Origin of the sequence: Glycomyces mayteni (assembly GCF_042428885.1) — a bacterium.
Taxonomy (GTDB): domain Bacteria; phylum Actinomycetota; class Actinomycetes; order Mycobacteriales; family Micromonosporaceae; genus Glycomyces; species Glycomyces mayteni.
The window spans coordinates 92840-117366 of record NZ_JBHMBP010000004.1 but is presented as its reverse complement, the minus strand read 5'-3'; the positions used below and the strand labels follow the sequence as shown (position 1 = coordinate 117366).

The following is a 24527-nucleotide window of genomic DNA, read 5'->3' as shown; positions in this document are numbered from 1 at the left end:
GGCCCCTCATGAACGTCCGCTCCTCCCGCCGCACCCTCCTGCAACTCTCCACAATGGCCGGTGCCTCGGCCGTGCTCTCCGGCTGCGTCACCGCGGGCGGCGACGGCCCGGCCGAGCAGGCCACCGGCGCCGTCACCGACGACAACCCCTTGGGCGTCCCCGAGGACGCCGACCTCGAAGTGGTCGTCTTCGAGGGCGGCTTCGGCTCGGAGTACACGCAGCACGCCGTCACCCTCTACGAGGAGCGCCACCCCGGCGCCGCCGTCACCCACGAGGGGCTCCAGAAGGTCGGCGAGGTCCTCCAGCCGCGCTTCGTGTCCGGCGAGCCGCCGGACGTCGTGGACAACACCGGCGCCGGGCGCCTCGACATCGCCGCGCTGGCCGCCGCGGGCCAGCTCACCGACCTCGCCGACCTCCTCGACGCCCCGAGCCTCGACGACCCGGCCGTCAAGGTGCGCGACCTCCTGCTGCCCGGCGTGGTCGAGGACGGCACCCTCGACGGGACCGCCGCCTTCCTCAACTACTCCTATGTGGCCTGGGGGATCTGGTACTCGCGCAGCCTCTTCGACGCCCGCGGCTGGACCGTCCCGGCCACGTGGGACGACATGCTCGCCCTCTGCGAGGAGATCAAGGGCGCCGGGATCGCGCCGTGGACCTGGCAGGGCAAGTACCCCGAGTACATGATGGACCCGCTCCAGTCCCTCGCCGCCAAGGCGGGCGGCCTCGACCTCGTCTACGCCGTCGACAACCTCGCGCCCGGCGCGTGGAAGCAGGACGGCGTCCTCGCCGCCGCCGACGCGATCCACAAGCTCGTCACCGGCGGCCACCTCCTCGAAGGCTCCGAGGGCCTCTCCCACACCGAGGCCCAGAACGCCTGGTGCACCGGGCAGGCCGCGTTCATCCCGTGCGGCTCCTGGCTCGAAGGGGAGCAGCAGGACGTCACCCCCGAGGGCTTCGACATGGCGATGGCCGCCGTCCCGGCCCTCACCGCCGCCGACGCCCTCCCCGCAGGCGCCCTCCAGGGCTCCAGCAGCGAGTCGTTCCTCGTCCCCGCGCAGGCCCGCAACCCGCGCGGCGGCCTTGAATACCTCCGCTGCCTGTTCTCCGGCGAGGTCGCCCGCGGCTTCGCCGAGTCCGCCAAGGCCATGCCGGTCGTCAAGGGCGCCACCGACGGCCTCGACCTCTCGCCCGGCCTCGCCTCCGTCGCCGCGGCCCTCGACGCCGCGGGGGACGACGTCTTCGGCTACAAGTACCGCACCTGGTACCCCGAGCTCGCGGTCGAAGTGGACACCGCCACCGGCGAGCTCCTCGCCGGGCGCGCCGACCCCGAAGCCTGGGCCGACCGCATCCAGGCCGCCGCCGACGCCGTCGCCGCCGACGACTCGATCCCCAAGTACGAGCGCTGAGCGGGGGCGGCCATGCGACACGGCAGGCACCGGTTCCTGATCGGGGCGCTCGCGCCGCCCCTGCTCCTCTACGGCGTCTTCGTCGTCTCCCCCTACGCCCAGGCGTTCTACCTCGCCCTCACCGACTGGGACGGCCTGTCCGCCGAAGCGGGCATGGTGGGCCTGGCGAACTTCGCCGACCTCTGGTCCGACCCCCTGTTCCTCGCGGCCCTGCGCAACAACGGGATCATGCTCGTGGTCGTCCCGACCGCCACCATCGCGCTCGCCCTGTTCTTCGCCGCGTGCCTCACCCTCGGCGGCGGCACGGGGCGGCGCGGCGTGCGCGGCTCCGGGCTCTACCGGATCGTCTACTTCTTCCCGCAGCTGCTGTCCGTGGCCATCCTCGGCGTCCTCTTCCAGTTCGTCTACACGCCCGGCGACGGGCTCCTCAACGGCCTCCTCGGCGCCGTCGGGCTCGACGGCCTCCAGCGCGCCTGGCTCGCCGACCCCGCCACCGCGCTGCCCGCCGTCACCGCCGTCATGGTCTGGTCCGCGGTCGGCTTCTACGTCGTGCTCTTCACCGCCGCAATGGAGTCCGTGCCCACCGACGTGGTCGAGGCCGCCACCCTCGACGGCGCGGGCCGGTTCACCGTGTTCCGCCGCATCACCCTCCCGCTCGTGTGGGACAGCGTCCAGGTCGCCTACGTCTACCTCGGCATCCTCGCCCTCGACGGGTTCGCGCTGGTCCAGATCATGACCGTGGGCCCCGGCGGCCCCGACAACGCCACCGAGGTCATCGGCCTCACCCTCTACCGCGCCGCGTTCACCTACGGCGAGTTCGGATACGCCTCCGCCATGGGCGTCACGCTCTTCTTCATCACCCTCACGCTCACCGCGCTCGCCCTGCGCGCCACCAGGAGAGAGAAGGTGGAACTCGCATGAGACCGAGACGTCCGCGCCTCACCGACACCGTGCTCCACCTCGTCCTCGCCGCCTGGGCCCTCCTCGTGACCCTCCCGCTCGCATGGGCCGTGCTCTCCTCCCTCAAGACCGACGCCGAGATCTTCGCCAGCCCGTGGTCCCTCCCCGCGTCCCCCCAGTGGGGCAACTGGGTCCGCGCCTGGCAGGAGGCCCACATCGGGCGCTACCTCCTCAACACGCTCGTCGTCGTCGGCGGCGCCCTCCTCCTCGTCATGCTCCTCGGGGCCCTGACCGCCTACTGCCTCGCCCGCTACGACTTCCCCGGCAACCGGATCATCTACTTCGGACTCGTCGCCGGGATGCTCTTCCCCGTGTTCCTCGCCCTCGTCCCGCTGTTCTTCGTCGTGGACCAGCTCGGCCTCCTCGGCACCTACCACGGGCTCATCCTCGTGTACGCCGCCTATGCGCTGCCCTTCACCGTGTTCTTCCTCCACGCCTTCTTCCGCGGACTCCCCGCGGCCACCGCCGAAGCCGCGTTCATCGACGGCTGCTCCCACACCGGGGTGTTCTTCAGGGTCATGCTCCCCATGGCCCGCCCCGGCATCGTCAGCGTCGGCATCTTCAACTTCCTCGGCCTGTGGAACCAGTACCTGCTGCCCCTCGTCCTCAACCCCGACCCCGACCGCTACGTCCTCGCCCAGGGCCTCGCCGCCCTCGCCGTCAGCCAGGGCTACCGCAGCGACTTCTCCGGCCTCTTCGCCGGACTCGTCATCGCGATCCTCCCGGTCCTGGCCGCCTACGTCCTCTTCCAACGGCAGATCCGCGCCGGCCTCACCGCAGGCGCGGTCCGCTGACCCGTCCCCAGATCCGTGCGACACGAGTTCAACAGGAAAGGGAGCTCTCATGACCACCATCCGCACCCCGCGCAGGCGCCTCCTCGGCGTCGCGGCGGCCGTCCTCGCCGTAGCCGCGGCGGGCACCGCCACCGCGACCTACGCTGACCGCACCGCCGACGCCGCCGAGCCCGCCGCCTGCGACGGCGTCCTCTTCGACGACTTCGCCTACGACTCCGCCTCCGACCCCAACATCGCCGCCCGCGGCTGGACCGTCCGCACCAACGCCGGAGGCCCCGGCGTCCCCGGCGCCGCCTGGCCCGCGAGCAACATCACCTTCCCCACAGTGGACGGCGCGAAGTCCCTGCAACTGCGCGCCGCCACCGACGGCACCGGCGGCGGCACCAGCCACGCCGAACTCCTCCACCAGCAGAAGTTCTTCGAGGGCACCTACGCCGCCCGCGTCAAGTTCGCCGACGCCCCCGTCAGCGGCACGGACGGCGACCACCTCGTCGAGACGTTCTTCACCATCACACCGCTCGACGCGCCCATGGACCCCGACTACGGCGAGATCGACTTCGAGTACCTCCCCAACGGCGGCTGGGGCGAGACCGGCAGCATCCTCTACGAGACCACCTGGGAGACCTACCAGGCCGAGCCCTGGATCGCCGACAACATCAACAACAACCAGCGCCAGAGCTACGCGGGCTGGCACGACCTCGTCTTCACCGTCGCCGGCGGCCACGTCAAGTACTACGTGGACGGCGCGCTCGTCGCCGACCACTCCGGGAAGTACTACCCGGAGACCCCCATGTCCATCAACTTCAACCTCTGGTTCATCGACACCGCCGCCCACGCGGGCGGCACCAGCGTCTACAACCAGCAGGTCGACTACGTCATGCACACCGCGGGCGAGGTCCTCAGCCCCGCCCAGGTGAACGCCCGCGTCGCCGGGTACCGCGCCGACGGCGTCGACCACACCGACACCGTGGGCACCGGCGGCGGCGAATGCCCCACCACCCCGCCCACCACCGAGGAGCCCACCGACCCGACCGACCCGCCGACCGGCGCCGACTGCGGCACCGCGCCCGACTGGACCTTCGCCTCCGTCTATACCGCGGGGAACACGGTCGTCCACGAGCGCAGCGCGAACGGCGACCCGAGCGGCCCGAAGTCCGGCGACGGCGAGCACCTGTGGCGCGCGAACTGGTGGACCCAGGGCTCCGAGCCGGGCTGGACGCCGCAATGGACCGACCTGGGGCCATGCTGATCCCATGAGCACGCTGGTACTCGGCCTCGACGTCGGCGGGACCTCCTCCCGCGCGGTCACGACCACCCTCGACGGCGCGGTCGTCGGCCGGGGCGCCGCCGGCGGGGGCAACCCGCTGGCCGTCCCGCCCGACCTCGCCGCCGCGGAGGTCGCCCGCGCCCTCGCCGCCGCCCTGGCCGGTACCGACCCCCGCCGCATCGCGGCCGCCGTCCTCGGCCTCGCCGGGGTCAGCGGCTTCGACCGGCCCGAGACCTCGGCGGCGTTCCAGCGCGTCTGGGACGCCGCCGGGCTCCAATGCCCGGTCGCGGCCGTCGGCGACGCCCAGGTCGCCTTCGCCTCGGGCACCGACGCCCCGCTCGGCACGGTCCTCATCGCGGGCACCGGAGCCGCGGCCGCCCGCATCGACGCCGACCGCATCACCCGCGTCGGCGACGGCCTCGGCTGGCTCCTCGGCGACAAGGGCTCAGGCTTCTGGATAGGCCGCCGCGCCGCCGCCGACACAGCCGCCAGCCTCCAATCCGGACGCCCCCCGACACTTCTGACGCACCTGGTCATGCAGGCCGTCCTCGACGGGGGCCTTGGCGAAACTGAAACGGCTGCAACGCATTCCGTGCCGACCTACCCGGCAGTTGCCGCGGACGCGACCGACACGGCCGCAGCGGACTCCACGTCGACCGACCCGGCCGGTGCCGCGGGCGGTCACACCGGTGAACTCGACGGTGGCCCCGACGTAACCGCGACGGCCGCAACGGATTCCATATCCACCGACCCGGCCAGTGCCGCGGGCACGCCCGGCGGCGGCGCCGATCGGCGGTGGTCCGAGGGCACGGCGGGCGCCGCCGAGGTGAGGGCCGCCGGTACGCGACCAGGCGGCTTGACCGCCGACGCGCGGCGCGACTCCCGTGCCGCCTCCGACGCGTTCGTCATCGCCGTCCATCAGCGCCCGCCGCGCAGCCTCGACCGGCTCGCGCCGCTTGTCACCGAGGCCGCGCTGGCCGGGGACGAGCACGCCGCGGCGATCCTGGACGAGGCCGCCGCGCATCTCGCCGCGGCCGTCGCCAGCGTGCGGGACGCGGGTGAGGCGACGCCGATCGTCCTGTCCGGGAGCGTGCTCCGCGGCAGCGCCCCGGTCCGCGACGGCGTCCGGGCACGGCTCGCCGCGGCCTGGCCCGGTGCGCCGGTCACCGAGGCGGGGCCGGCCGAGCTCGGGGCCGCGAAGCTCGCGGTGCTCTCGCTTCAGCGGCCCTCGGTCGCGCCGTTCTCCACCAGGCCGTTCTCGTAGGCCCACACCACGGTCTGCACCCGGTCCCGCGCGCCGATCTTCGTCATGGCCCGGCCCAGGTGCGACTTGACCGTGCTGGTCTCCACGAACAGCTCCTGCGCGATCTCCGCGTTCGACATCCCGCGGGCCAGCAGCAGCACGATCTCCAGCTCGCGGGCCGTGAGCACCCCGGCCGCGGCCGAGGCCCCGGGGCGTCGCCGCCGCTGCGCGAACTCGGTGATGACCCGGTGCGTGACCGCGTGGTCCACGAGGCCCTTGCCCTCGGCGAGCTTGCGGACCGCGTCGATCAGGTCCTCCGGCTCGCAGTCCTTCAGGATGAACCCGCTGGCGCCTGCTTCGAGCGCCCCGAACACGTACTCGTCGGGGTTGAACGTGGTCACCACCAGCACCGCCGGGCGGTCCCCGTCTCGGGCCGCGACGATCTCGCGCGTGGCCGAGAGGCCGTCGCCGCCGGGCATGCGCACGTCCATGCAGACGACGTCGGGCGCGAGCTGCGCCGCGGCGACCACCGCCGACGGCCCGTTCGACGCCTCGCCGACCACCTCGATGTCCCCGGCGTCCTCCAGGATCACCCGGTACCCGGCGCGGACCACCGCCTGGTCGTCCACGAGCAGCACCTTGATCATCGCTTCCCCTCCTTCGTGAACGCCTCGCCTTGCCGCTCCCGGTCGGCCTCGCGGACCGCCAGCCGTAGCCGCACACTCCAGCCGCCGTCCGCGACCCGGCCCGCCGCGAACTCGGCCCCGACGAGGTCGGCGCGCTCGCGCATCCCGACCAGGCCGGTCCCGCCGTGCCCGGCCTCGGCGACCGCGCGCCGCGCACTCCCGTTGGCGGCCAGCAGCTCCACCGCATGATCGGTGTACGCGAGGCGCAGCCGCACCGGTGCGCCCGGCGCGTGCTGGCGGGCGTTCGTCAACGCCTGCTGCGCGATCCGGTAGAACGAGATGTCCGCGATCGGCGGCAGCACCAGCGGCTCGCCCTCGCGCGCGAAATCCACGTCATCGCCGAGCCGCCGCGACTCCGCCACCAGCGCGTCGAGTGCCGAGAGGCCCGGCACGGGCGCGTCGCCGTCTCCGGCGTCACCCCGTTCGCGCAGGAGCCCCACGACCTGCCGCAGGTTCGCGAGGGTCTCCTTGCCCTGCGTACGGATCCACGCGGCCCCGTCCTTCGCGGCGGCCGGGTCGCGGTCGATGAGCCGCTCGATTGCGGCGGCCTGGACGACCATGCCCGACAGGTGGTGCGCGGCCACGTCGTGGAGCTCCCGGGCGATGCGGGTCCGCTCGGCCCGGACCGATCGCTCGGTGCGTTCCCTTGCGGCCCTGAGCACCTGCTCGGCCCGTTCCTGCGCCAGGGCCCAGTTGCGGCGGCGGGTCGCCACGTAGGCGCCCACGATGGACGCCGCCGCGTACAGCAGCGCGCTCGATCCGAGCTGGTTGAGGACGGTGACCGCCGCGCCCGGCTCGCCCCACGTGGCGGCCACTGAGGCGCCGGTCTCCAGCACGACGGCGACGGCCGCGGCGGTGAACGCGAACCGCGCCGACGCGAGCGTCCCCAGCGTGTAGGCCGCGATGGCCGGGCCGAAGCCCTGGGCCATGATCTGCGGCGCGACGGCGATGACGCCGAGCTGCACGGCCACGACGAGCGCCAGGCACAGGCCCGGCCGCATCCGCCGCAGGCACAGCAGCAGCCCTTGGGCCGCGGCGAGCGCGCCCATGGTCCACACCTCGGCGGCGGTGACCTGGAGCGACGCGTCGGCCGGGGCGAGCCGCGCCAGGACCGCGTACAGCCCCAGCGTGGTCGCGGCGACGGCGACCGCGAGGGCGGCGTCCTTGGTGAACGGCCGGGCGGCCCGGGCCCGGGAGAGCGCCTTGTCGAGGCGCTCTCCCGGGGTGAGGGCGGCCGCCGGAGCGGGCGCGGACATGCTTCCTCCGGTCAGTAGGAGATGTTCGGCGACAGGAGCTGGAACTCGATCGCGAAGTCGGCGACCGCGCCGAGGGCCAGCAGCGTGACCACCGTACCGGTCACCGCCCGCCACCCGGCCCTGCGCCGGATCTCGCCGACGAGCCGCACCACGGCGGGGACCAGGCCGAGCGCCCCGGCGAGCTGGAGGACCTGCACGGCGCGGATGAGCGCCGCGGACGGGTCCTGGAGCCCCATGGCGAGCATGACGACCGCGGCCCATCCGGCGATGGCGAGCACCGAGCACGCGGCGGCGATCCGCACGAGCACCCGCCAGCGCCGCCCTTCGGGCCCGGGGCCGGGACGGCGCCGCAGCTTCCGGTAGAGGGCCCCGGCGGGCCAGGCGAGGAGTCCGAAGAGGAGCACCGCGAGGGCGCCGATCGTGAGCGGCAGCTGGAGCCGCCGCTCGACGTCCATGGGCAGCAGCGTGAACGCGGCGTCGTGGACGATGCCGGTGACCTCGCCGCCCTCGACGCGCACCGCCAGCAGGCGCTCGCCGCCGACCTCGCGCCACAGGTCCGGGCCGACCTGCTCGTAGACGGCGGGTTCGAGCGTGCCCGGGTCGGCCTCGAACGCGATGCGGCCGTCGTCCAAGGCGGTGATCTCGGTGGTGGAGAACAGGTCGAGCGCGGACAGGAACGTGCTGTGGAAGCCGCGCGAGGAGTGGTAGGTCCCGGCGAGGAGCTCGGCGTTCGAGCCCTCCACCGCGGTCGATGCGGTCTCGCCGGGGAAGTACCGGTCGGCGAAGTCGCGCATGAGGCCGCTGCGCAGGCCGATCGTGGCGGTCCCGGAGGTGCCGGTGCTGTTGAAGGACACGTAGATCCCGGCGCCGTCCTCGGGGTAGAGGTTCAGGTGCGAGTGGAAGAAGTTCGTGTCGCCGCCGTGGCCGACGACGCGGTGCCCGTTCTGGTCCTCCTGGAACCAGCCGAGGGTCATGCGCGGCGCTTCAGCGAAGGCGCCGAGGCTGTCCGCTTCGAGGGCGGGGGAGAACATCTGCTCCCGCGTCGCCGCTTCGAGCAGCTGCGTGCCGACGCCGAGCTGCGAGAGCATGAACTTCGCCATGTCGTCGGCGGTCGCCGAGAGCGCCCCGGCGGGCGGGGTGCCGACGTACTCGAACGGCTGGGCCGGGCCGCCGGCGTCGTCGTACCCCTCCGAGACGCGGCCCGCGAGGTCGGCGGGGAGCGGCTGGCGGAACGAGGAGGAGTCCATGCCGAGCGGCTGGAGGAGGTTCGCTTCGATGTACTCCTCGAACGGCACGCCGCTCACGCGCTCCACGATGTACCCGGCGAGGGCGTTGCCGTAGTTGGAGTACGACGGGGTCGTGCCGGGCCGGAACACCTGCTCGGGCGGGTCGGTCGCGAGCGCCGCGCGCAGGTCGACCTCCTCGCCGTCGAGGCCGATGAGCCCGGCGACGCGCTCCTCGAACCCGGCGGTGTGGCTGAGCAGGTGCCGCAGCGTCAGGTCGTCGGGGTAGTTCCGTTCTATCTCGAAATCGAGGTAAGCGGCGACGTCGGCGTCGAGGTCGAGCTCCCCTGCCTCGACGAGCTGCATGACGGCGGTCGCGGTGAACACCTTCGAGATCGAGCCGGGCCGGAACAGCGTGTCGGCCGGGTCCACGGGCGTCCCGGGCGCGGCGGTCCCGAACCCGCGCGTGGTGAGCACCTCCCCGCCGCCGACGACGGCGACGCTGGCGCCCGCGATCCCTTCGGCCTCAAGCATTCCGGGCAGGGTCTCGTCGAGCCAGGCGTCGACGTTCGCGGCGGTGAGCGCCTCGGGCGCGTCGGGGACGTGCGGGTCGGGCGCCGCGGGCGCGGCGCTCCCGCAGGCGGTCGCGAGCACTGCGACCGCGGCTAGGGCCGCGGCGGCGGCGAGGTGTCGGGCGGTCATGTCGTCTCCATCGGGTGCGTGGTCTCGGTCTGACCTCGCAATACTGTCCGGGAAGGGACCTTCCCGACTTCTCGCGCGAGTCGGAAATCCGCTTACGACCTTTGGGGGAGGCGACCGCCGAACCCGTCCGCCGCTGGTCTTATTCGTAGTGGTCGAGGATCTCCCGGGCCAGCTCCTTCACGCGGGCCACCGCCTCCGGCGGGCCGGTGACGGTCGCCGTCGCCCCGAAGGCGAGGAGCTGGCGCACGTCCTCCAGGACCCGGCAGCGCAGCACCGCCGACCGCCAGCCGTCCGGCTCGGCCTCCCCGACCGACAGGCGCGAGCCGAGGATGCGCCGGGCGCGCTCCACCTGGTACTCCTGGACCCGAAGGCGCACTTCGAGATCCCCGGAGGACTCCCACCCCGACGTCAGCTCGGCGGCGACCGCGGCGAGCCCGGCCCCCTCGCGCAGGCGCCTGGCCGTACGCAGCGGCTCCCACTCGGCGACTCGCTGGAGGTTGAGCAGCCGCGGGCGCCCCTCCTCGTCCGCGACGAGGTACCAGCGGCCGCCTTTCGCCAAGAGCCCGTACGGGTCCACCGTGCGCCACCGGGCCGCCTCGCGCTCGCGCTCGTACCGGACCCGCAGCCGCACCCCGCGGCGCAGGTCCCCGATGAGCGCGGCGGGGGAGGTCCCGGCGGGCTCGGGCCCGAACCAGGGCCGGTTGTCGCTGACGACGAGGTCGCCGACCGCGATCAGGTCGTCGGGCCCACGCGCCCCGGTCACCTTCCGCAGGGCCCGCCCGCTCACCTGCTCGACGCCCAGGCGCCGCCGCTGGTCCACGTCGAGTCCCGTGAGCGCCAAGTGCTCCCGCTCGCCCGGCGTCAGGCGCCCGGAGTCGAGCCCGCCCCCGGGGAGCATCGACACGCCGCCGTACTTCCCGCGGCGCATGAGGACCGGGAAGCCCGCGTCCCGCAGCCAGTGCAGGTCCCGCATCACCGTCCGGTCCGACACGCCCGTCTCGGCCGCGAGCGCCGCCACCGTCGTCTCCGGCCGCGTCCGCAGGGCCAGGAGCAGGGAGAAGAACCTGTCGGGAGTCATACGGCCGATTCTCCCAGAGAACCTGACAGATCCCGTCAGGTTCCGCGCCTACGGTGGCGGTCCCGACGGAAAGGAGGGCATCATGCCCGCACCGAACATCTTCATCGTCTACGTCGCCGACGCCCCGGCCGCCGCCCGCTTCTACGGGGACCTCTTCGACCTGAAACCGGTCTTCGAGACCCCGGGCTACATCGCCTTCGACCTCGGGGGAGGCATCAGCCTCTCGCTGTGGGGCCGCTCCAACGTCGACTTCGCCGCGAACCCGGTGCGCACCAGCGAACTGTGCGTCGCCGAACCGGGCGGGCCCGAGGGGATCGACGCGCTCCACGACGCGTGGAAGGCCAAGGGCGTCGCCATCGTCAGCGCGCCGCAGGACGAGGTCTTCGGCCGCACCTTCGTGGCCGCCGACCCCGACGGCAACCTGATCCGGGTCGCCCCCGTCGACTAGTCCGGTGCGGGCGGCGGCCCCGCGTCGCCGCCCGCTTCCGTCCGATCACGGTGTGCACCAGCCCGAACGCTGTCGTACCCGGTTCCTAGACTGGCGCCCGTGACCGAATCCGAGAACCCCGCGCTCCCCGACGAGGACCGCCTCGACCTCCCCGCCGCCTGGAGCCGCTTCGTCAAGCCCCGCCGCGGCGGCGCCAAGCCCCGCAGGCGCAAGGCCGTCCCGGACAAGGGCCGCGAACTCCTCGCCAAGTACGACGGCTTCGTCCGCGCCACCCTGTCCGCCGCCGACGGCGAGCACGGCCCCGCGGGCCTGGCGTTCCTCGACGGCAAAGCGGACGTCCTCGGCGCGGCGACGGTCATCGCGGCCGTCGAGCTCGAAATGCCCGGCTCGACCCCGTACAACGGCCCCGCCGCCGACGCGGTCGAAGCCGACCACGGCCTCCCCTTCGCCGCGGCCGCCGTCGTGGAGTCCCTGTGCCTCGTCGCCGAGTTCCCCGGCGACGGCCGCACCGCCTTCCGCCCCAAGGAACTGCGCGACCACCACTGGGCCTGGGTCAGCGGCTCCACCGACCTCGGGGTCCGGCGCGCGCACCTCGCCGCCCTCCCCGACGCCGACTACGACGCCGTCGTCACCGCCCTCGCCGCCCACCGCACCGACCCCGCGCACCGGCTCGCCGTGAGCCTCCTCGTCCCCGACGAGGAGCACTGGCTCGACCAGGTCTGCGAGGAGCACCGCGCGCAGCAGCCGCACCCCGCCGCCTCGGACCTCCTCCTCGACGTCATCGCGACCCGCCACCAGCTCGACGCCTTCGACCCGACCCGCCTGCGCCCCGCCTGGGTCGGCGCGGAGGCCACCGCCGACCTCCTCCACCGCCTCGGCGCCGACGCGTTCCCCGTCATCGAAGCCCAGTTCACCTCCTGGTGCGACTCCAACGAGCGGAAGATCCTCCACCGCGCGCTCGCGATCATGCCCTCCGACGAGGCGCTCGGCATGCTCCTCGACCGCGTGGACGACCCCCAGGCCATCACCTTCGCCATGGAGGCCGCCGCCCGCTTCCCCCAGCGCGCCCTCCGCGCCGTCGCCGTCCGTCTCCCCGACGCCGAACCCGCGATCCTCAAGCGCCTCACCGCACTCCTCCACAGCGACCCCATGCTCCTCGGCCCCGCGCTCGCCGCCCAGGACGAGGACGTTCGCGCCGCGATCGAGGCCGCCACCGCCACCGCCGACGCCGCGCGCCTTCCCGCCGCGCCCGCCGACGAACTCCCGGCCCTCCTCACCGCCCCGCCCTGGTCCAAGGACGCCGACACCGGCCCGCCCGTCGTCGTCAAAGGACTCGTTCCGCCCCCGGTCAACCGGGTCGAATGGGCCCCAGGGGAACGCGAGGAGGCCCAGAACCTCGACGTCGGCGTGCGCTACGGCGACCGCGACCGCGACTGGGCCGAAGAGGCCGCCCGGTTCGCCGAGGCCAGCGCCCACCACAAGACCCGCATCCTCGCGCTCGCCCCCGCCGACCGCGTCCCCGACGCCGCCGCATGGGACCCCGGCACCGGCTACACCGACCCGAACGTCCTGCGCCGCATCCTCGCCAACCACGGCGAGGCCGTCGCCAACCAGGTCGCCCTCCTCGCCGGATCGGACGCGTCCCTGCGCGGCATCCTCCTGCCCGTCGTCAACCTCACCGCCGCCCGCCTCGCCGCCGACGCCCTCGCCCGCCTGAAGACCCTGCGGCCCTTCGCGTTCGCCTGGCTCGACCGGCACGGCCCCGACGCCGTCCTCCTCCTGGTCCCCGACGCGCTCGCCAAACCCAAGAAGCCCCGCGCCGCCGCCGAAGCCGCCCTCCGCTACCTCGCCGCCTCCGGCCGGGCCCAGGCCGTGCGCGAGGCCGCCGCCCACTACGGGCCCGAAGCCGCCGCGGCGATCGAACCCCTCGCCGACGCCGACCCGCTCATGCCCGCCGGGGTCCCCGTCCCGGACCCCGGCCCGTGGGTCTCCCCGGCCGCGCTCCCGCAGCTCCTGCTCCCCGGCGGCGACGGCGCCGTTCCCGACCGCGCCCTCCCCGACAGCGCCGCCCGCACCGCCGCGATCATCCTCGGCCTCGGCACGCCCGAGTACGACTACCCGGGCGTCGCCGTCCTCGCCGAGACCTGCGACCGCGCGTCCCTCACCCGCTTCTCCACCGCCCTGTTCGAGCAGTGGCTCACCGCCGGAGCGCCCTGGGAGGACTCCTGGGCCCTCACCCAGCTCATCCACTTCGGCGACGACGACACCGTCCACGCGCTCGCGCCGCTCATCGGGCGCTGGCCGGGGGAGAACCAGCACCACCGCGCCGTCAAGGGCCTCCAGGTCCTCGGCGGGCTCGGCACCGAGACGGCCCTGCGCGCCATCCAGGGCATCGGCGAGAAGGCCAAGTTCGCGGCCATCAAGGAGGAGGCCCGCAGGCAGATCACCGCCATCGCGGCCGCGCTCGGCCTGACCTCCGAGCAGCTCGCCGACCGGCTCGTGCCCGACTACGGGCTCCGCGACGCCGACGCGCTCGTCCTCGACTACGGGCCGCGCCGATTCAAGGTCGGCTTCGACGAGCAGCTCAAGCCCTTCGTCACCGACGAGGACGGCAGGCCCCGCAAGTCCCTCCCCAAGCCCGGCGCGAAGGACGACGCGGCCCTCGCCGACGCCGCCTACAAGCGGTTCGCGAACCTCCGCAAGGAACTGCGCACCGTCGCCGCCGACCAGGTCAAGCGCCTCGAACGCGCCATGGTCTCCGGCCGCGCCTGGACGTCAGCGGAGTTCGACGAGCACTTCGTGCGCCACCCGCTCACCTGGCACCTCGCCCGCCGCCTGGTGTGGACCGCCGACGACGGCGCCGGGCCGGTCGCGTTCCGCCTCGCGGAGGACCGCACCCGCACCGACGCGAACGAGGACGCCCTGGACCTCCCCGAGGACGCGGTGGTGCGCCTCGCCCACCCCGTGCACCTCGGCGACTCGGTCGCGGCGTGGTCGGAGGTCTTCGCCGACTACGAGATCGTGCAGCCGTTCCCGCAGCTCGGCCGCGAAACCGACGCCTTCACCGACGAGGAGCTCGCCACCGGGCACGTCGCCCGCTTCGAAAAGGCCAGCGTCCACGTCGGCGGCCTCCTCGGCCTGGTCAAGAAGGGCTGGACCCGCGCCGGAGCGCTCGACGCCGGGATCGAGAACGGCATGTGGTGCGCGCTCCCCGGCACCGGCTACCTCGTGCTCGACCTCAACCCGGGCATCTTCGCGGGCGACGTCAACGCCCAGGACGTCCAGACCCTCGACCAGGTCGCCATCGCCGACCGCGACATGGGCGGATGGTCCCGGGCCCAGGCCACGCCCGGCCTCACCGTCGGCGACCCCGTGGCGGTCTCCGAGGCCCTCACCGCCCTCGCCAAGGTCGTCGCCGCGGGCTGACGCGACGCGCCGGGCCCTCCCGCGGGAGGGCCCGGCGCTCGTCGGTCACCGATTGGCGGGCTCGCTCGCGTTCAGCGCCGCCACTACCTGGTCGTAGTCCCCGCGGGCCTCGCCGTAGCGCAGGAACTTCACGCGCTCGACCTGGATCTCCCTCGCGTCCGGCTGCGACTCGATGAGCCCCATGACCTCCGCGACGTACTCGTCCAGCGGCAGGTTCCGCTCGTTCGCCGCGTGCCCGGGCATGAGGTCGGTCTGCACCGCCGGGGGCACCAGCTCCACCACCCGCACCGACGTGTCGGCGAGCTGGAGGCGCAGCGACTCGCTGAGCATGTGGATCGCGGCCTTCGACGCGTTGTAGCTGGGGGTCGCGCGCAGCGGCGCGAACGCCAGCCCCGACGTGACGGTCATGATCGTCGCGGCCGGGCGCGTCTGGAGGTGCTCGGTGAACGCCGCGATGAGCCGGATCGGCCCGAGCACGTTCGTCTCGATCGTCGCCTCGGCCGACGCGAGGAACCCTTCGGGCCGGCGCCAGTCCTCGGCGCGCATGATCCCGGCCATCGCGATGAGCACGTTCAGGTCCGGGTGCCGCTCCAGCACCTCCTTCGCGGCGGCCTCGATGCTCGCCGGGTCCGCCGTGTCGATGCGCACCGTGTCCAGCCCCGGGTGCTCGGCCGCGAGGCGCTCCAGCAGCTCCGCGCGCCGCCCGCCGACGACGACGGTGTTCCCCCGCGCCCGCAGCTCCAGCGCCAGCGCGAGGCCGATCCCGGAGGTCGAGCCGGGGATGAAGACCGTGTTCCCTGAAATGTCCATGCCCCGAGTCTGGGCGAATCCGGGCCGGATGTGCAGAGATCGTCCATCGGGGGATCGCCGGTCCCTGGCTGGGGCCCGCCGCCGGGCCGATACTGGACGCATGGACCGCACCGCACTCGCCGAGTTCCTGCGCGCCCGCCGCGAGCACCTGCGGCCCGAGGACGTGGGGCTCCCGCCCGGCGTCCGCCGCCGCGCGCCCGGCCTGCGCCGCGAGGAGGTCGCCTCGCTCGCGGCCATGTCCACCGACTACTACACGCGGCTCGAACAGCGCCGCGGCCCGCAGCCGAGCGTCCAGATGCTCGCCTCCCTCGCCCGCGCCCTGCGCCTGACCGACCAGGAGCGCGACTACCTGTTCCGCGCGGCCGGGCACGGCCTCCCCGCCCGCATCGGCGACGGCGCGCACGTCGCCCCCGCGCTCCTGCGCGTCCTCGACCGGCTCCAGGACACACCCGCGCTGATCCTCTCGAACCTCGGCGAGGCCCTCGTCCAGAACGACCTCGCGAAGGCCCTGTTCGGCGACCGCACCGCGTTCACCGGGCTCGACCGCTACGACGCGTACCGCTGGTTCACCCGCCCGGCCGAACGCGAGAAGTACCCCGCCGACGACCGCGACCGCCAGGGCCGCGCCCTCGTCTCGGCCCTGCGGGTCGCCTACGGCGCCATGGGGGCCAAGTCCCGCGCCGGAGAGCTCGTGGCGGCCCTGCGGAAGCGGTCGCCGGAGTTCGCCGAGATCTGGGACCGCCACGAGGTCGCCAAGCGCTTCGCCGACCACAAGACGCTCGTCCACCCCGAGGTCGGCCCGATCGAACTCGACTGCCAGGTGCTGTACACCGAGGACGAGGCGCAGGCGCTCCTCGTCCTCACCGCCGCGCCCCGGACCGAGGCCGAGGAGCAGCTCAGGCTCCTCGCGGTCCTCGGCCCGGCCGCGGCTTAAGCGGCCACGTCCAGGACCCACGTGATCCCGAACCGGTCGCGCACCATCCCGTACGCCTTCGCCCACGCCGACGGCCCGAACGGCTGCGCCACCGCGCCGCCCTCCGCGAGCCGCGCCCACAGGCCCGCCAGCTCCTCCACGTCGTCGCCGCGGACCGACACGAAGAACGGGTCCTCGCCGCGCCCGAACGGGACCGCCGCGGGCGCGTCGTAGGCCATCACCCGGAACCCGTTCGGGGCCGCGACCTGCCCCCACACGACCTGGTCCTTCTCGACCGGGTCCTGGGACCCCATGTCCCCGTACGTCATCGCCACCAGGTCGCCGCCGAACACGGACCGGTAGAACTCCAGCGCCTCCCGGGCCTCGCCCCGGAAGTTCAGGTGCGGTGTGGTGCTCACGCTCATGTGACTGCTCCTCGTTCGCGTCCCGGGCGCCTCTCGCCCGGTGCCGCACCAGCGTGATCCGCATTCCGGACAGGTGCCGTCCGCTCCCGGTGGCAGGATCGGACCATGACCGGAACCTCGTCGCGGACCCTCCGCCTGCTCGCGCTCCTCCAGACCCGCCCCGACTGGACCGGCCCGGCGCTCGCGGACCGCCTCGGCGCCAGCGAGCGCACGGTCCGCCGCGACGTCGAGCGTCTCCGCGACCTCGGCTACCGCATCACCGCCGTGCGCGGCCCCTACGGCGGCTACCGGCTCGAACCCGGCTCGGCCCTCCCGCCGCTCCTGTTCGACGACGAGCAGGCCGTGGCCCTCGCCGTCGCCCTGCGCACCGCCACGGGCACCGGCATGGAGGACGCCGCCGCGCTCGCGCTCGCCGCCGTCCGGCAGGTCCTGCCCCCGCGCCGGCGCCGCCGCGTCGACGCCGTCCAGGTCGCCGCCGTCCCCCGCGGCCCCCGCCCGGCCCCCATCGGCACCGAGGTCCTCCTCGCCCTCGCCGCGGCCGTGCGCGACCGCGAGGAACTGCGCTTCACCTACGCCGGCAAGGGCCTCCGCCGCACCCAGCCCCACCACCTCGCCACCTGGAACGACCGCTGGTACCTCGTCGCCTGGGACCTCGACCGCCGCGACTGGCGGGTCTTCCGCGTCGACCGCATCGCGCCCCGCACCCCCGCCGGGCCCCGCTTCACCCCGCGCCCGCTCCCCGGCGGCAACGTCGCCGCGTTCCTCCAGTCCCGCTTCCGCGGCGCCGACGGCACGCCCGAATGGCCCTGCCGCGGCGACGCGGTGCTCCTGCGGTCCGCCGACGCCGTCGCCCCCTACCTCGAAGACGGCCGCATCGAGGCCCTCGGCCCCGACCGGTGCCGCGTCACCCTCGGCGCCTGGTCCTGGCCCGCGCTCGCCGCGTCCTTCGGCCGCTTCGACGCCGGGATCGAGGCCGCCCGGCCCCCCGAGCTCGCCCGCGCCTTCGCGCACCTGGCGACCCGCTTCGCCGCCGCGTCCCTGTGACCGAACCCATCGCAGCACGCCTCGGGAATCGCCCGATCCGTTGGTACCGTGGCCGCAAACCACGCAAAGGAGCAGTTCACATGGCACGACGGACCATCGCCGCGCTCGCACTCGCCCTCGGTTCCGCACTGGCGCTGTCCGCCTGCGGGGAAGGGGAACTGCCCATCGAGGCGCCCTCGGTGCCGAACCTGGAGGACTCCATCCAGGACCTCGCGGGGGACTTCCCGACCGGCCTCGCCGGGGACCTCCAGGAGCTCGCGCCCGACGTCACGGCCGGCGAGATCGTGGACGGCGCGAGGCAGCTGTGCGAGTCGGCGGCCGACGGCGCCGACGAGGAGCAGCTCGCGCGCGACGCCGCGTCCCTGTTCGGCGTCGAGGAGGCCGAGGGCCCCACGCTCGTCGAGACCGTCAAGCCCTACTGCGACGTCATCGGGTAGCCCGCGTTCCCCAAGGGCCCCAATAGCCGCGAATCACCAGAAGCTCCGCACCGTCCAAATGGTGCGGAGCTTCGGTGCGTTCGGGCAGCCCACGGGCTGGAGCGCGCAAAAGACCGACGAGGGTCCTAGCAGCGGTGAAATAGTCGGAATACCGATATGAACCCTGAAAAAGCGTGACCGTATCATAATCCGATCGAATGCTCCTGTACTGGAAGGATCACTCCCGGTGCCCGACGCGCCCACCCCCAGGCTCGTGTACGACGCGTTTCTCATCACCGCCTACCACGACTTCTACAAGCCCGCGGTCGCCCCGCGCGTCATCGGCCTGGCGCTCGGCGCGGCGCTGCTGGCGGAGCTGGTGTTCTCGGGCCACCTGGCGGTCAGGCCCCATGAGGGCAAGGACTACGTCCTCGCCGAGAAGCGCGGCGGCCCGCCGCGGGACTCCCTGGGGCTGTGGCTGAGCGAGCTCGTGCACGGCGAGCCCGAGAACCTCGCGGTGCCCGAGTGGCTGGAGTACCTCGCCATCGCCGACACCCAGACCAAGACCGCCGAGCACATGGTCGTGGCCGGGCTGATGGTCCGCGGCGAGCAGCGCAGCCGCTGGCTCGGCAGGGTGCAGACCACGTACGACGCGGCCGACGCCCTCATCGCCCAGGCGCCGCTCGCCCGGCTGCGCCGCTACCTGTCCTCGATGGACCGACGAATGCCCCTGCTCGACGCGTTCCTCCTCGCGCTCACCGAGTCCGTCGGCCTGTCGAAGTCGCTGTACTCCCAGATGCCCTCCGGCGCACGCGAATACGCCGAGGGCCATCTGCGGGTGCTGCCCGCGCCGCTCCAGGCGATCCGCGGGCACCTCACCGCCGCCGTGGCGGACACCGCCATCACCGGCAACCTCTAAGCAAGTGCCCGAACGATAAGGAGAGTCACCACCCCATGTCCGCTCCCTCACCCGCGAGCGCGGTCCAGTCCGCACTGGCCCGCGACAAGCTCGGAACGCTCAGCCTCCTCCACTTCTCGCTCACCGCCGCCACCCCGCTCACCGTCATCGCCGGCGGCGTCGTCGTCATGTTCGCCGTGGCCGGCCAGATCGGCATCCCGCTCGGGTACGTCATCATCGCGGTCTCCCTGTGGCTGTTCAGCATCGGCTACACCGCGATGGCCCGCCACATCGCCAACGCGGGCGCCATGTACGCGTTCGTCGCCCGCGGCCTCGGCCGCGTCCCGGGCGTCGCCGCCGCGTGGGTCGCCGCCACCTCCTACTGCGCCCTGCAAGCCAGCCTCTACGGCCTCGTCGGCATCACCGCTCAAGGCCTGTTCGCGCAGACCGGCCTCGACCTGCCGTGGTGGGCGTTCTCGCTCGTCGCGTGGCTGCTGGTGGGCCTGCTCGGCACCCGCGCGGTGGACATCAACGCGAAGGTCCTCGCGGTGCTCCTCACCGTCGAGGTCGCCGTCATCCTCATGTTCAGCGTCTCGAACTTCGCGCACCCCGCGGACGGCCTGTCGTTCGCCGCGCTCTCGCCGACCGCGCTCGGCGGCGAGGCCGCCGGGGCCGTGCTCGCCCTCGCGGTCATCGGGTTCATCGGGTTCGAGTCGCCCACCGTCTACGGCGAGGAGGCCCGCGACCGCAAGCGGACCGTCGCCCGCGCGACGCTCGCGACGATCGGCATCCTCGCGTTCATCTACATCGCCTCGTCCTGGTCGATCATCACCGCCGTCGGCGACGACAACGTGGTCGCCGCCAGCGCCGACCCCGACCTCATGTTCACCCTCGCCGGGGACCAGCTCGGCTCCGCGTGGGTGACGATCGGGCAGGTCCTCCTGCTCACCTCGGTCACCGCGGCGTCGCTGAGCTTCCACAACACCACCGCGCGGTACCTGTTCGCGCTGGGCCGCGAGCAGGTCGTGTTCTCGTGGCTGGGGCGCACCTCGGTGCGCACGTGCGCGCCCGTGGCCGCCTCCGTGACGCAGACCGTCGTCGGCGGCCTGGTCATCGTCCTGTGGGCCGCCCTCGGCCTCGACCCGCTGGTGCACCTGTTCTACTACCTCGGCACCGCCTCGGGGATCGGCCTCATCGCGCTGATCCTGACGTGCGGCATCGCGGTCGTCGTCTACTTCGCGCGGGATCGGCGCGAGGAGTCGGTGTGGGCCGCGCGCATCGCGCCGGTGCTGGCGGTCCTGGCGATGGCCGGGGTCATGTACCTGTCGGTGATCCACTTCCACACGCTCCTGGGCGTCGAGAAGGGCTCGCTGCTGCCGAAGCTCGTGCCGATCGTGTTCGCGGTCCTGGCGCTCCTGGGCGCGGGCTGGGGCCTGTTCCTCAAGCGCGCCCGGCCCGAGGTGTACGCCGGGATCGGCCACGGCGCGAAGGCGCCGCTGGTCCAGGCGGCCGAGCGGGCCGCGGTGCCGGTGGGGGCCGCGAGTGAGCGTTAGCGCGTACGGCGCCGTGGCGGCGATGCTCGCCGACGAGTTCAACGAGCTGCCGACGGCGCGCTGGCTCTCCGACGACCCGGAGGAGCGCCGCAAGGCGGTCCGGGGCCAGTTCGAGCTGCTCGTGGAGCACGCGCTCGGACACGGCGGGGTCGTCACCTCCGGCGACCTCGACGGCGCGGTCGTGTGGTTCGACCACACGGCCGGGGCGCCGCCGATCCCCGGCTACGACGAGCGCCTGGCCGCGGCCTGCGGCCCGACGATCGACCGGTTCCGCCGCCTCGACCAGGTGATGGAGGACCACCACCCCGACGTCCCGCACCACTACGTGGCGCTCGTCGGGGTGCGTGAGGCCAAGCGCGGCAACGGGATCGCCTCGGCGATGCTGCGCCGCCACCACCGCGTGCTCGACCGGGACGGCATCCCCGCGTACCTGGAGGCGGTCTCGCCCGAGACCGCGCGCCTGTACGGGACGCTCGGGTACGAGCCGCTGGGGGAGCGGTACGGGCTGGAGGACGGCGGGCCGTTCCTCTATCCGATGTGGCGCGAGCCGCAGGCCTGACCGGACGGCGGCGGGCCCGCGGGTCCGCCGCCGTCCTCACCGGTAAATATTGACACACTTGACTATACTAAGCCTGGTTCGGTATGATCGTCCCATCCAATCTGGGAGCGCTCCCTCAGTTCCCGGATTCCGGTGAAGGAGCAACGAATGCGCTTCAGACGCAAGATCACCGCCCTCGCGGCCGCGGCCGCGACGGCCCTCGGCGCGGCGGCGCTGACGCTCGGCCCGGCGGACCTGGCACTCGCCGAGGACGGCTGCGAGGTCCGGTACACCGTCGTCAGCAGCTGGGGCTCGGGCTTCCAGGCCAACGTCGCGATCACCGCCGGCGAGGCGATCAGCGGCGGGTGGGACATCGAGTGGACCTTCCCGGCCGGGACGGCGGTCTCCAGCGCCTGGAACGTCTCGTGGTCCCAGAGCGGCCGCGTGTTCTCCGGCTCCGACGTGGGCTGGAACGGCACCGTCGCCGCCGGGCAGACCCGCGAGGTCTTCGGCTTCATCGGCTCCGGCAGCACCGCCGCCCCCACCGGGGTCTCCGTCAACGGCGACCTGTGCGACGGCGAAGTGGACCCGACCGACCCGCCCACCACCGACGACCCGACCGACCCGCCCGGTGAGGCCGTGCGGATCATGCCCCTGGGCGACTCGATCACCGGCAGCCCCGGCTGCTGGCGCGGCAACCTGTGGCAGCTCCTCGACACCGCCGGGTACGACGTCGACTTCGTCGGCTCGCTCTCCCAGGCCTGCAACCCGGCCGGCTCCGACCCCGACCACGAGGGCCACGGCGGCTTCCTGGTCACCCAGTCGGTGAACAACGGCAGCGTGCGCGGCTGGCTGGAGCAGAACACGCCCGACGTGCTCCTGCTGCACTTCGCCACCAACGACGTCTGGTCCTCGATCCCGCCCGCGACCATCCTGGCCGCGTACACCCAGATCGTGGAGGACCTGCGCGAGCTCAACCCCGACGCGGTGATCCTCGCGGCGCAGCTCATCCCGCTCGCCCCGAGCAACTGCGCCGACTGCCCGCAGCGCACGATCGACTTCAACGCCCAGATCCCGGCCTGGGCCGCGGGCCTGTCGACTCCCGCGTCCCCGATCGTCGTGGTCGACCAGCACACCGGCTGGGTCCCCTCCGTCGACACCTACGACGGCGTCCACCCCGACGAGGACGGCTACGTCAAGCTCGCCGCCAACTGGTTCGAGGCCCTCGACCCGATCCTCTCCTGAACCACCCCAACGCCAACGGCGCCGGGCCCGACAGGACCCGGCGCCGTTGGCGCGTCGCTTGGGCGGGTCACTTCAGCGGATCGTCCAGGAGCGTGCCGCCGAAGGACGCGAGGTCCTCCACGATGCGGTCCCGCGAGGCGCCCTCTTCGAGGACGAACAGGGCCGCGGCGCCGGGGGCGAGATGGCGGGCGAGGGTCTTCATGGACTCGTCGTCGATGCCGGTGTCGGTCTGGGCGCCGCCGACGGCGCCCGCGGCGGCGCCGAGGGCGAGGCCGACGAACGGTGCGAAGACGAGGAGGCCGATGAGGCCGCCCCACATGCCGCCCACGGCGAAGCCGATCGCGGTGTTGTTGCGGTACTGGCGCAGCTTGATCTTCCCGTCGCGGTTCTCGGCGACGGCGAGGTCCCTGATGGTGATGTGCTCGGGCCGCTGGAGTTCGAGGAGCCGGTCGCGCGCGGCCTCGGCGGTCGCGGCGTCGGGGTAGGCGAGGACGAAGAGGCGTTCGGGGCTGTCCACGGCTCCGCTCCCTTCGGTCACCCCCACAACCTATGGGGCGGAGCCGCGCACGGCGCGCGAACGCGCGAATCAGCGGCGCACGCCCTCGATCTCGAACGTCATGACGGTGTTCGCCGGGAACGCCCGCGAGAACCGCTTCGACGCCACGGTCGTGTCGGCGTACCGCGCGTACTTCTCGGACCCGTTGGTCCGCGTGGACCAGCGCACGGCCGTGCCGTTCGGGACCGTGCCGAACGCCGACAGGTCGTACGTCACGGTCTGCGCCGTCCCGTAGTTGGTGGTGACGATGACGAGCTTGCCGGAGGCCGAGTCGTGCGCTGCGACGGTGTTCGCCTCGCCGCCGTCGATGATGGTCATGCCGGGGCGGATGTGCCGCGCGAACTGGGCGAACACGAAGTACTTGGTGTTCACCGCCCCGAGCGTCCCGGCCTCGTTGTCGGCCTGGACCAGGCCCCAGCCGCCGCCGTCGAGGACCTGCCAGTAGCACCAGCCGGTCGGGTGGAGCCAGCGGAAGTCCAGGTTGATGTTGCGGGCCAGGCGCAGGCCCGTGCCGTCGTTCTCGCCGTACTCGGAGTTCCACAGCCGCTTCCCGGCCCCGTGGACGGCGCTGTAGACCGAGTCGCGGCGCCCGCCCTCGTACTGGTATCCGTGGACGTTGACCTTCGCGACCTTCCCCTTGGCGGAGGAGGTGAGGCCGTTCCAGGTGCTCACGGCCTGGTCGTACAGCGACTCGTCGGAGGCGGTGATCGGCATCCACGACAGGCCCCGCGCGTCCAGCTCGGACCGCAGGTGGTCGATGACGATCGACTGGGTCGCCACGTCGAAGTGGCAGCCCTCCTGCGTCCCGGTGGCCGTCCACCAGTTCGCGATCGGCTCGTTGAACGGGTCCACGTAGTCGAAGTCCACGCCCCAGTGGTCGTGCGCGTACTTCGCCACGGTCGCCATGTACACGGCGTGCTGCTGCCGGTTCCACGACTGGAGGTTGTCCACACTGCCGCTGGCGCCGCCGGAGGGGTTGTGGTTGACGCACATCCACCACATCGGCGAGTTCGAGAACAGCTCGAACAGGTTCACGCCGCGGTCGCGGGCCTTCCACATGAGGTTGCGCTGCGCGCTGTCGACGTTCCAGTTCCAGCTCGCCGAGGCCGGGTCGCTGGAGTTCCAGTCGAGCCAGTACCCGTCCATCTGCCGCGAGCGCATCATGTTCGGCGAGACCGCCATGGACTCGCCGTTGATCGAGTTCCAGGAGCACGCGCCCGCGTTGTAGCGGACGATGTTCATGCCCAGCCCCGGCAGCGAGGCCCCGTTGTACGTGACGCTGTTCCTCGTGAACATGAGGTCGGCGAGGTCGTTCCGGTTCCCGAAGGCCCGGCCCCACCAGCACAGCGAGGTGCCCCAGCCCTCCCAAGTGCCCCATGCGGACGCGGGGTTGACGGCGGTCGTGTAGTCGGCCCGCGCGGCCGAGGGGACCGCGCCCGCGGCGAGCGCCCCCGTCCCGGCGGCGGTGAAGAGTGTGCGACGGCGCATGACGCCCTCCAATACATCGAGGTTCTTCGATGATCGCAGCGCCGATCGGTAAAGTCAACTCCTTCGATAAAGCATGAGAAAAAGCGGCCCGGCCCCGGTTCCCCGCTTTCCGCGACAACCCCTTCCGTTCTGTGCGACGGTGGGAGGCCACC

22 protein-coding genes are annotated in these 24527 nt (G+C 73.2%); 14 read left to right on the top strand and 8 right to left on the bottom strand.

What is annotated here, in order from left to right; all coding sequences use genetic code 11:
• Positions 1-8 precede the first annotated feature (8 nt).
• Genes ngcE through ACFFXY_RS15710 form a run of 5 tightly spaced genes read left to right on the top strand, consistent with a single transcriptional unit; the run spans position 9 to position 5691 of the window.
• Positions 9-1406, top strand: a complete 1398-nt coding sequence (gene ngcE, locus ACFFXY_RS15730) for an N-acetylglucosamine/diacetylchitobiose ABC transporter substrate-binding protein (RefSeq protein WP_382352329.1) — start codon at positions 9-11, stop codon at positions 1404-1406.
• Positions 1407-1418: 12 nt separating this feature from the next.
• Positions 1419-2327 (top strand): carbohydrate ABC transporter permease, encoded by a 909-nt coding sequence (locus ACFFXY_RS15725; protein WP_382352326.1) that lies wholly within the window; start codon positions 1419-1421, stop codon positions 2325-2327.
• Entirely contained in the window at positions 2324-3160 is an 837-nt protein-coding gene (locus tag ACFFXY_RS15720) for a carbohydrate ABC transporter permease (RefSeq protein WP_382352323.1), read from the top strand. The genes ACFFXY_RS15725 and ACFFXY_RS15720 overlap by 4 nt, the downstream gene beginning before the upstream one ends.
• Before the next feature lie 49 nt (positions 3161-3209).
• Entirely contained in the window at positions 3210-4409 is a 1200-nt protein-coding gene (locus tag ACFFXY_RS15715) for a family 16 glycosylhydrolase (RefSeq protein ID WP_382352320.1), read from the top strand.
• Between the two features lie 4 nt (positions 4410-4413).
• On the top strand, positions 4414-5691 hold the full coding sequence (locus ACFFXY_RS15710; protein ID WP_382352318.1) for a BadF/BadG/BcrA/BcrD ATPase family protein: 1278 nt from the start codon (positions 4414-4416) through the stop codon (positions 5689-5691).
• Here the strand turns inward: ACFFXY_RS15710 and ACFFXY_RS15705 are convergent.
• The 4 genes from ACFFXY_RS15705 to ACFFXY_RS15690 all read right to left on the bottom strand — a co-directional run bounded on the left by ACFFXY_RS15705 (position 5646) and on the right by ACFFXY_RS15690 (position 10615).
• Positions 5646-6317, bottom strand: coding sequence for a response regulator (locus ACFFXY_RS15705; protein ID WP_382352315.1), 672 nt, complete (start codon positions 6315-6317; stop codon positions 5646-5648). The genes ACFFXY_RS15710 and ACFFXY_RS15705 overlap by 46 nt on opposite strands.
• Positions 6314-7612, bottom strand: a complete 1299-nt coding sequence (locus ACFFXY_RS15700; RefSeq protein ID WP_382352312.1) for a sensor histidine kinase — start codon at positions 7610-7612, stop codon at positions 6314-6316. Before ACFFXY_RS15700 ends, ACFFXY_RS15705 begins: the two co-directional genes overlap by 4 nt.
• An 11-nt stretch (positions 7613-7623) precedes the next feature.
• Positions 7624-9537 carry a serine hydrolase domain-containing protein gene (locus tag ACFFXY_RS15695; protein WP_382352309.1) on the bottom strand — a complete coding sequence of 638 codons (1914 nt, stop codon included), beginning with the start codon at positions 9535-9537 and terminating at the stop codon, positions 7624-7626.
• Positions 9538-9676: 139 nt separating this feature from the next.
• Complete coding sequence (locus ACFFXY_RS15690) at positions 9677-10615, bottom strand: helix-turn-helix transcriptional regulator (protein WP_382352306.1); 939 nt, start codon at positions 10613-10615, stop codon at positions 9677-9679.
• 82 nt (positions 10616-10697) lie between these two features.
• On the opposite strand from ACFFXY_RS15690, the gene ACFFXY_RS15685 reads away from it, so the two are divergent.
• Together ACFFXY_RS15685 and ACFFXY_RS15680 are read left to right on the top strand one after the other, a co-directional pair.
• A complete protein-coding gene (locus ACFFXY_RS15685; protein WP_382352303.1) occupies positions 10698-11063 on the top strand; it encodes a VOC family protein in 366 nt (121 codons plus the stop codon).
• A gap of 99 nt (positions 11064-11162) precedes the next feature.
• On the top strand, positions 11163-14489 hold the full coding sequence (locus ACFFXY_RS15680) for a DUF4132 domain-containing protein (protein ID WP_382352300.1): 3327 nt from the start codon (positions 11163-11165) through the stop codon (positions 14487-14489).
• Positions 14490-14534: 45 nt separating this feature from the next.
• Here the strand turns inward: ACFFXY_RS15680 and ACFFXY_RS15675 are convergent, their stop codons facing one another.
• The gene (locus tag ACFFXY_RS15675; RefSeq protein ID WP_382352297.1) at positions 14535-15299 is read right to left on the bottom strand and encodes an SDR family oxidoreductase; all 765 of its coding nucleotides are present in this window, start codon (positions 15297-15299) and stop codon (positions 14535-14537) included.
• A 100-nt stretch (positions 15300-15399) separates the two neighbouring features.
• Between ACFFXY_RS15675 and ACFFXY_RS15670 the strand changes: the two genes are divergently transcribed.
• Complete coding sequence (locus ACFFXY_RS15670) at positions 15400-16233, top strand: helix-turn-helix transcriptional regulator (RefSeq protein WP_382352294.1); 834 nt, start codon at positions 15400-15402, stop codon at positions 16231-16233.
• Here ACFFXY_RS15670 and ACFFXY_RS15665 read toward each other — a convergent pair.
• On the bottom strand, positions 16230-16637 hold the full coding sequence (locus ACFFXY_RS15665; protein ID WP_382352291.1) for a VOC family protein: 408 nt from the start codon (positions 16635-16637) through the stop codon (positions 16230-16232). The genes ACFFXY_RS15670 and ACFFXY_RS15665 overlap by 4 nt on opposite strands.
• Positions 16638-16742: 105 nt before the next feature.
• Between ACFFXY_RS15665 and ACFFXY_RS15660 the strand changes: the two genes are divergently transcribed.
• From ACFFXY_RS15660 to ACFFXY_RS15635, 6 genes are all read left to right on the top strand, one after another.
• The gene (locus ACFFXY_RS15660; protein ID WP_382352288.1) at positions 16743-17681 is read left to right on the top strand and encodes a helix-turn-helix transcriptional regulator; all 939 of its coding nucleotides are present in this window, start codon (positions 16743-16745) and stop codon (positions 17679-17681) included.
• Positions 17682-17761: 80 nt separating this feature from the next.
• A complete protein-coding gene (locus ACFFXY_RS15655; RefSeq protein WP_382352285.1) occupies positions 17762-18118 on the top strand; it encodes a hypothetical protein in 357 nt (118 codons plus the stop codon).
• A gap of 226 nt (positions 18119-18344) precedes the next feature.
• On the top strand, positions 18345-19016 hold the full coding sequence (locus tag ACFFXY_RS15650; RefSeq protein ID WP_382352282.1) for a GPP34 family phosphoprotein: 672 nt from the start codon (positions 18345-18347) through the stop codon (positions 19014-19016).
• A 35-nt stretch (positions 19017-19051) separates the two neighbouring features.
• On the top strand, positions 19052-20548 hold the full coding sequence (locus ACFFXY_RS15645) for an APC family permease (protein WP_382352279.1): 1497 nt from the start codon (positions 19052-19054) through the stop codon (positions 20546-20548).
• Positions 20538-21107, top strand: a complete 570-nt coding sequence (locus tag ACFFXY_RS15640) for a GNAT family N-acetyltransferase (protein ID WP_382352276.1) — start codon at positions 20538-20540, stop codon at positions 21105-21107. The genes ACFFXY_RS15645 and ACFFXY_RS15640 overlap by 11 nt, the downstream gene beginning before the upstream one ends.
• Positions 21108-21254: 147 nt before the next feature.
• Positions 21255-22331 (top strand): cellulose binding domain-containing protein, encoded by a 1077-nt coding sequence (locus tag ACFFXY_RS15635; protein ID WP_382352273.1) that lies wholly within the window; start codon positions 21255-21257, stop codon positions 22329-22331.
• 67 nt (positions 22332-22398) lie between these two features.
• Here the strand turns inward: ACFFXY_RS15635 and ACFFXY_RS15630 are convergent, their stop codons facing one another.
• Together ACFFXY_RS15630 and ACFFXY_RS15625 are read right to left on the bottom strand one after the other, a co-directional pair.
• Positions 22399-22869 (bottom strand): DUF1269 domain-containing protein, encoded by a 471-nt coding sequence (locus ACFFXY_RS15630; RefSeq protein WP_382352270.1) that lies wholly within the window; start codon positions 22867-22869, stop codon positions 22399-22401.
• A gap of 48 nt (positions 22870-22917) precedes the next feature.
• The gene (locus tag ACFFXY_RS15625) at positions 22918-24375 is read right to left on the bottom strand and encodes a glycoside hydrolase (RefSeq protein WP_382352267.1); all 1458 of its coding nucleotides are present in this window, start codon (positions 24373-24375) and stop codon (positions 22918-22920) included.
• Positions 24376-24527: the final 152 nt, after the last annotated feature.

Excerpts from the sequence above, each read along its gene's own strand:
- ngcE (WP_382352329.1), top strand. The coding sequence starts at position 9 with ATGAACGTCCGCTCCTCCCGCCGCACCCTCCTGCAACTCTCCACAATG.
- ACFFXY_RS15725 (WP_382352326.1), top strand. The coding sequence starts at position 1,419 with ATGCGACACGGCAGGCACCGGTTCCTGATCGGGGCGCTCGCGCCGCCC.
- ACFFXY_RS15720 (WP_382352323.1), top strand. The coding sequence starts at position 2,324 with ATGAGACCGAGACGTCCGCGCCTCACCGACACCGTGCTCCACCTCGTC.
- ACFFXY_RS15715 (WP_382352320.1), top strand. The coding sequence starts at position 3,210 with ATGACCACCATCCGCACCCCGCGCAGGCGCCTCCTCGGCGTCGCGGCG.
- ACFFXY_RS15710 (WP_382352318.1), top strand. The coding sequence starts at position 4,414 with ATGAGCACGCTGGTACTCGGCCTCGACGTCGGCGGGACCTCCTCCCGC.
- ACFFXY_RS15705 (WP_382352315.1), bottom strand. The coding sequence starts at position 6,317 with ATGATCAAGGTGCTGCTCGTGGACGACCAGGCGGTGGTCCGCGCCGGG.
- ACFFXY_RS15700 (WP_382352312.1), bottom strand. The coding sequence starts at position 7,612 with ATGTCCGCGCCCGCTCCGGCGGCCGCCCTCACCCCGGGAGAGCGCCTC.
- ACFFXY_RS15695 (WP_382352309.1), bottom strand. The coding sequence starts at position 9,537 with ATGACCGCCCGACACCTCGCCGCCGCCGCGGCCCTAGCCGCGGTCGCA.
- ACFFXY_RS15690 (WP_382352306.1), bottom strand. The coding sequence starts at position 10,615 with ATGACTCCCGACAGGTTCTTCTCCCTGCTCCTGGCCCTGCGGACGCGG.
- ACFFXY_RS15685 (WP_382352303.1), top strand. The coding sequence starts at position 10,698 with ATGCCCGCACCGAACATCTTCATCGTCTACGTCGCCGACGCCCCGGCC.
- ACFFXY_RS15675 (WP_382352297.1), bottom strand. The coding sequence starts at position 15,299 with ATGGACATTTCAGGGAACACGGTCTTCATCCCCGGCTCGACCTCCGGG.
- ACFFXY_RS15670 (WP_382352294.1), top strand. The coding sequence starts at position 15,400 with ATGGACCGCACCGCACTCGCCGAGTTCCTGCGCGCCCGCCGCGAGCAC.
- ACFFXY_RS15665 (WP_382352291.1), bottom strand. The coding sequence starts at position 16,637 with ATGAGCGTGAGCACCACACCGCACCTGAACTTCCGGGGCGAGGCCCGG.
- ACFFXY_RS15660 (WP_382352288.1), top strand. The coding sequence starts at position 16,743 with ATGACCGGAACCTCGTCGCGGACCCTCCGCCTGCTCGCGCTCCTCCAG.
- ACFFXY_RS15655 (WP_382352285.1), top strand. The coding sequence starts at position 17,762 with ATGGCACGACGGACCATCGCCGCGCTCGCACTCGCCCTCGGTTCCGCA.
- ACFFXY_RS15645 (WP_382352279.1), top strand. The coding sequence starts at position 19,052 with ATGTCCGCTCCCTCACCCGCGAGCGCGGTCCAGTCCGCACTGGCCCGC.
- ACFFXY_RS15635 (WP_382352273.1), top strand. The coding sequence starts at position 21,255 with ATGCGCTTCAGACGCAAGATCACCGCCCTCGCGGCCGCGGCCGCGACG.
- ACFFXY_RS15625 (WP_382352267.1), bottom strand. The coding sequence starts at position 24,375 with ATGCGCCGTCGCACACTCTTCACCGCCGCCGGGACGGGGGCGCTCGCC.